Raw genomic sequence first — 6,000 nt, 5'->3', positions numbered from 1 at the left:
GCGAAAGATCATTGACGGTACCACCACGCGCACGCAGGAACCCAAGACGCCCGACAAGCCGCCGACGATCAACATCCTTATCAACATGGGCTGCGGCGTCCAATGCCCTACCCTACCGTGCAAGCTTTATGAGGACTGGAGCTCGAGGACCCAACGAGGCGGAGAGACGAGATATTTGAGCGCACGGCAGATCTCATTGCCGGCAAGATCCTGGAGCTGCGAGACATAATCAGAATGTCAAAGTAAGCTCAGTAATCCGTCAGGCCCTTTCCATCGTACTTGTTCAGCTCTACCCCTTCGGCCAATGCTCTGGCACATGCTTTACCCGCCGAGTCGCCCATATCGATGGCTGTCTGCTGGATGCGCACGCTTGCCTGGACCAAAAAGCTCGTAGAGATACAACGACCGACGGTGAGGAGGTTGCCCACGACACAGTTCGTAAGACAGCGATATGGAATCTCGTAGTACTCGCCGCGTTGGTACTTCTCCATATGCACCAGACCCTTTGTGGACGAGTGCACATCGATATACCAGGTTCCCTTGGCCACCGCGTCATCGAACCTGGCCCGCTCGATGTAATCATCTACATCGAGCACATAGGATCCCTCGATACGCCAGCTCTCGCGTATGCCCAGCATATCTGCACTACGGATAAGATACGCATCCTCAAACCCCGGGACGTATCCCACTAAGAAATTGACTAGCCTACGAATGCTGCGACGACCCATAATATAAGCCTCGCTGCGCGCGAGCGCGGACGTATTGTTTTTCATGCTAGGAATATGCGGGCAGTTAAAGGCCATGGAACCAGGCCGCCCAGGCAGAGAGAAGCACTGGAAGTACACGAGCTCATCTTCGGTCAGCACGCCGTCCTCAAGCCCCTTTTGAAAGAGGGGTTCGAGCTTGAATCCTCGCCCGGCGACCATGGCAGATTCCCAAAAAAAGCCGTCGACCAAGGGAGAGAAATCATCACCAATAGATAGGCAGTAATCGCGGAACTTGTCGACATCTATGCCCGCCATCTCAAAACGCAGCGACGTCATCTGGTTGTTTCCAGCGTCGTCGCCCGATACGCAGGGAACACCTGCCATACGAGACAACACGGCGTCTCCCGTGGCATCTACAAACTGGGCTGCATGAACCCGCTTGACACCTTCGACGGTCATGCAGTCGATCGAGGTGATAACCCCTTCGTCGACATTGGCATCAACCAGCGTGGTGTCGAACAAGACCTCGCCGCCAACGTCCAAGAGCATATCCTCCAGCACTTCGGACAGGTCCTCGGGGGCAAACCAGATGTAACCCATCCTGTCGCCGTCTTCACGCGTGGTCAACCCCCTCTCATTCAACCGACGCTCGACCTCACGCAAGTTCGCCTCATGAGGGGCGCGGGCGTCCATCATGGGTGACACGAGTGCATGCACAGGCGTGCCGCCCAACGATCCGTACCTCTCGACCAGCAGCGTGCGGTTTCCTTCCCGTGCCGCGCTGATAGCGGCGGATGCCCCGCCGTGCCACCGCCGACGATCACGGTATCCCATGTACCCAGGGACTGTATCTCGGTCATAGGTCAGATCCTCTCCATTCTCGAAACAAAGTCGTCTATCAAGACAGGGAAATCGGCTCCCTGCGCTCCCATACGGGACATCTCATCAATAAGCACGGGATGAAAGGGGAACCCGATACACGCCCGAGCAAAGGCGTGAGCGGCAACTTCCCCCGCGCGCGACGGATGGTGGGGCTTTCGTCCAAAGAGACCCCTCACCTGCACAGCATCAATCGAGTTGCACGTTAATCCCAGCTGAGAAAACTCAAGATAGTGATAGAACTCATGTGCGAGGTGAAGGTCTTTTACCAAGTCCATGGAGGCATCCACGCCAAACGCCGCCAGACCCTGCACTTTACGCTCTATCACATCTTCAAACAGATCGATCAAGCATACGTGCCCGGATGCGTCACGTGTCGTGTACGCCGCTATCTCTACACCCGACACGGACCAATCAGGTGAGCACTTATGCGAGCTCACCACCACGCCCGCATGGCCAAGGCATTCCAGAAGGTCCTTGCCGCACCATTGCGCAGCCCGGGAGACGCCCAAGTCATGGGCTTGCACGGCTACACGACGAACGTCATCGACATCGGCCGTGGCCAAAGCCCTTTCCCTTTGAAGCTCTGCCGTGTCGAGCATTACATCCGAGGCCCACGGCGAACAGCAATGGCGGCCCAACATGACGCTAGCTCCGTGCCGCTATGGTAACGATCGGCTGTTCATCGCCGACAAACTCAAGCTCCATCTCGGCAAGACTCAGCAACTGCTCCTGGTTCAAAACGCCCGACAAGTCGCACATCTTCTGGCCAAAGAACAGGTAAGTCTTAGGAAGCGTGGCACCGGCATCGGTATAGCGTGTCATCGAATCGACGAACTCGATAAAGCTCGTGGCCAACTCTCCCTTCGTAAACGTCATGACGCGTGCATCGCTTTTCTGCAGGCGAATGACACCCTCATCGTCCACGACACGCACAGACTGCTTACGAGATTTCATCAGCCCGAACAACGCCTTCTTTTCGACGATGGTCTCGAAAACATGCCAGCGCCCCTCTCTCGCGATCTGGCTCACCGCCCCAACGTCCACACCGCAGGCTTCGGCCACGATTCGGGACAGCTGTTCTTGGGTAAGCGATGTGCTTGCTCGATCCTTGGTTCGCAGCTCTGTCGCACCCGTGGCGGTGGCGCGCAAGATATTTCGCTGGGAGTCAATCTCCACGGCAATGTCCACCGTCTCGGCAGCTGCACCCGCGCGCACGATGATTTCCGTCACATCGTGGCGAATCTTACGAATGTCCTCGTCAGTAGGGTTCGACACATTGCGCTCGATCTGCTCGCGCACCAAAGCCAACGAAACGCCGATGGTGGAAATGTAGGGGGCATTGAGAGCGATGCGGTGCCTGATACCCATCTTGTCTCCGAGCGCCGGTGCCACAACGGAGGCCGAACCGCCGCCTCCGACAAGGTAGATAAGATTAGGATTAAGATCGTAGTCGGCCACTAGAGAGGTCACGACCTGCGCCACCTTCTCCATGGCGATATCCACTGCCCGACGGCAAAGGTTGTCGACGGAATCTCCCAGCTTGGCCGCCAGTGCCCCCCATGCCTTACGCGCTGCGGCGACGTTACCGGCGGCGTAGTCGCCCTCGGGCACGTACCCCAAAATGTTAGCCGCACCCGCCAACGTAAGCGCAACCGTCTTGTTGTCTGCACACGCTACGGCAGCATAATTGGGCTTATCGTCCTTGCAGGGAGCGATGAGCTCGATGACAGGGTCCACAATGTCATCCTCAGATGCAAATACCTCGTAGCCCAAGTCTGCAATATGTGCAGAGCGCGGGCCCACGGCGGCTATTTTCCCGCCCTCGACCACGATCATTGATCCGCCGGCGATGCCCAGCGTACGGACGTCGAGCGACGTGAGGTAGAGTTTGTGGCCACCCACGGCAGCGTTCTTAATCATGACCTTACCGTCTTTGATGGCGGAGATGTCGGTGGAGGTGCCACCCGCCTCGAGGAAGATGCCGTCAGTAATCTTCTCATACATCAAGGCGCCGGCCACACCGGCAGCCAGGCCGGACAGCATGGTGAGGATAGGCCGCTTACGTACCTCGTCGATCGACATGACGCCGCCGTCGCAGCGCATGATCATCAGGGGTCTCGTGATGCCCGAGTCGCGCACGGCGGCCTCGGTCATGTTCGCCGTCTCCATCATCTTGGGAATAAGCGCCGCGTTGACCGCAGCGGTGCGGGTGCGTGCGCCCAGGCCATAAAGCTGCGACATCTCGTTGCCGCCGGTTCCCACCATCCCCATCTGCGAGGCGACCTCAATCACGTGCTTCTCGTTCGTGGGGTCGTCGACCGAGTAGCTCTCGGACGCCACGATCACCTCGCAACCGCGAGAACGGAGGGCCTCCACGGCAGCGCGAATGGTATCGTCAGTCAGCTGGGAGCTATCGATGAACTCGTGCTCCGTCTCGAGATACTTACCTGGTGCAAGCTCAATGCTGCCGACCGTCGTCTCTTTCCTTGCACGGCCCGCTTCACCGCCCTTACCCATTCCGATGATGCCCACCTTGGCTACATCACCTTCGAGTAAGGCGTTCGTGGCCTGGGTAGTACCATGGGCAATGAATACGACATCGTTGGGAGAGATATCGTTCTTCTCCAGCACAGTATCGATAGCCTGCACGATGCCGGCAGCTACGCCCTGCTGTGAATGGTGCGTTGTGGGCACCTTTTCCTTGGCGATGACCTCGTATGTATCGTTGTCGACGACAACGGCATCGGTGAACGTACCACCTACATCGATACCGATTCTCACGGTGCGTCGCGCGGCCTTAGCTGTCATTCGTTCCTCCTGGGCACTCGTATGAATAAGGGGCGCAGCGCTCTTCGGATCGCTGCGCCCCGCAATTGACTAGCAAGTAATTAGAACAGGGCAGCTGCCGTGTAGATCAGGATGCCCAGAGCCATGATCATGGTGTACGGGAGCGTGGACTTGAGAATGTCGTTTACATCCACGTTGGCGTAATCGGCCACAATGACGTTTTGGGTGTTGGTAGGGTCGGACACGCACTGGACGACGCTCGTGGAGCGAAGGGCCATGCCAACCGCTGCAGGAGAAAGAATGCCTGCGGTTGCGAAGATATTCGCCAGGCCAGAACCCATGCCGTACATGTTGAGCGGGCCACGGTACAGAGCCAACGGAGACAGGATCGTGAACAGCACCACATAGACAATCGGGTTGGAAGGCAGAATCATCTTGATGATGGGCTGCATGAGAGCAGAGGTCTGCTGAGCTGCAAAGCCGTTAAGCAGGATGCCGATACCCATCATGAGGCCGATGACGCCGGCGACATCCTTGATGCCCTCAACCACGGAGCTGGACAGGACCTGCACGGCTTGCTTGGGCTTGGAAATAAGAGCGGTAATGATGATGGTGACGATGAGCGCCGTCTCGGCGTTCCACTTAAGGAAGAACACAAGGACAATAGGTACGATGGGCATGCACAGAGCAAGGCCGCTGACATCCTTGCTGGCGTTGGTGGCAGCAGAAGCAGCCCAGGCCGCACCGGATAGTTTGCGCGTGTTGACAATGATGTAGACAAGCGTCACGACGGCACAGATAACGCCCATGACGAGAGAGGTGGACTTGATGACGTCCATGCTCATGCCGATGGTATCGACGTAGAGCTGATACTGAGACACGTTGAACAGAAGACCGATGTTAAGGCCGAACAGGATGAGGCTTGCAGCAACAACAGGAGCCACGCCGGCAGAGAGCAGCAAAGGGATGGCAATCTGCGACACCATGATCACGGGGCCAGCGCCAGACATTGCGGTGAAAATAAGGGCGATTGCAGCCGTAAGAGCCACGGAAATGACTACCGGCTTATCACCTGCAAGCTCAGCGGCCTTACGGATGATTGTGTCGGAAATGCCCTTCTTCTGGATCACCTTTGCAAAGATGGCACCAAAAATGGTGACCGTGATGGTCGAGGCGAGCTTGCCCGCACCAGTAGAGATTACAAAGCCGGTGATTGACTGAACCTCAGGATCGGTCGACATAAACGGCACGCCAGCGATGGCGGCAATCGCAACACCCATGACGGGCAAAGCGAGAATTGCCGGCATCTTCTTTGACATCATGAGCGCTACGCCCGCGACAAAGACCGCGAGAATCAGAGCAACTTGCAAAGTAGCCATGGTTCCCTCCCCTTCTGAACATGCCCCTCAGGGCTCGCGCGGACCCCCTTTGGATCCTCCTGCGCGTCGGCGGACAATGTAGCACCCGCCTTGAAGGGTTACTTTCAATGCTCCGTGAACGGTTCCTGTGTTACGCCCTCAAAAACTAACGTTACGTCACTCGCGCCCGCGCCTCATCTCGGTGAAAACAGCTAACATGAGGTTTGCACTGACTCTGTAGAGATAGTTCTTTTGGACAAGGATTA

General features: G+C 57.1%; 4 protein-coding genes. All 4 read right to left on the bottom strand.

Going from position 1 to position 6,000, the window contains the following annotated elements:
* Window positions 1–248: 248 nt before the first annotated feature.
* Window positions 249–1,541 (bottom strand): FAD-dependent oxidoreductase, encoded by a 1,293-nt coding sequence (locus EFAMC2_RS08950; protein WP_222838582.1) that lies wholly within the window; start codon window positions 1,539–1,541, stop codon window positions 249–251.
* 29 nt (window positions 1,542–1,570) lie between these two features.
* Window positions 1,571–2,152 carry a hypothetical protein gene (locus EFAMC2_RS08945; protein ID WP_154028721.1) on the bottom strand — a complete coding sequence of 194 codons (582 nt, stop codon included), beginning with the start codon at window positions 2,150–2,152 and terminating at the stop codon, window positions 1,571–1,573.
* Between the two features lie 82 nt (window positions 2,153–2,234).
* Window positions 2,235–4,397, bottom strand: coding sequence for a hydantoinase/oxoprolinase family protein (locus EFAMC2_RS08940; RefSeq protein WP_154028719.1), 2,163 nt, complete (start codon window positions 4,395–4,397; stop codon window positions 2,235–2,237).
* A gap of 80 nt (window positions 4,398–4,477) precedes the next feature.
* Window positions 4,478–5,755: a transporter gene (locus tag EFAMC2_RS08935; RefSeq protein ID WP_154028718.1), complete on the bottom strand. Its 1,278-nt coding sequence runs from the start codon at window positions 5,753–5,755 to the stop codon at window positions 4,478–4,480.
* Window positions 5,756–6,000 lie beyond the last annotated feature (245 nt).

The sequence above is a fragment of the Olsenella uli genome (assembly GCF_901212655.1).
Lineage (GTDB): Bacteria > Actinomycetota > Coriobacteriia > Coriobacteriales > Atopobiaceae > Parolsenella > Parolsenella uli_A.
Note: the sequence above shows the minus strand (reverse complement) of the source record. Positions and strands in the feature narration are given on the sequence as shown.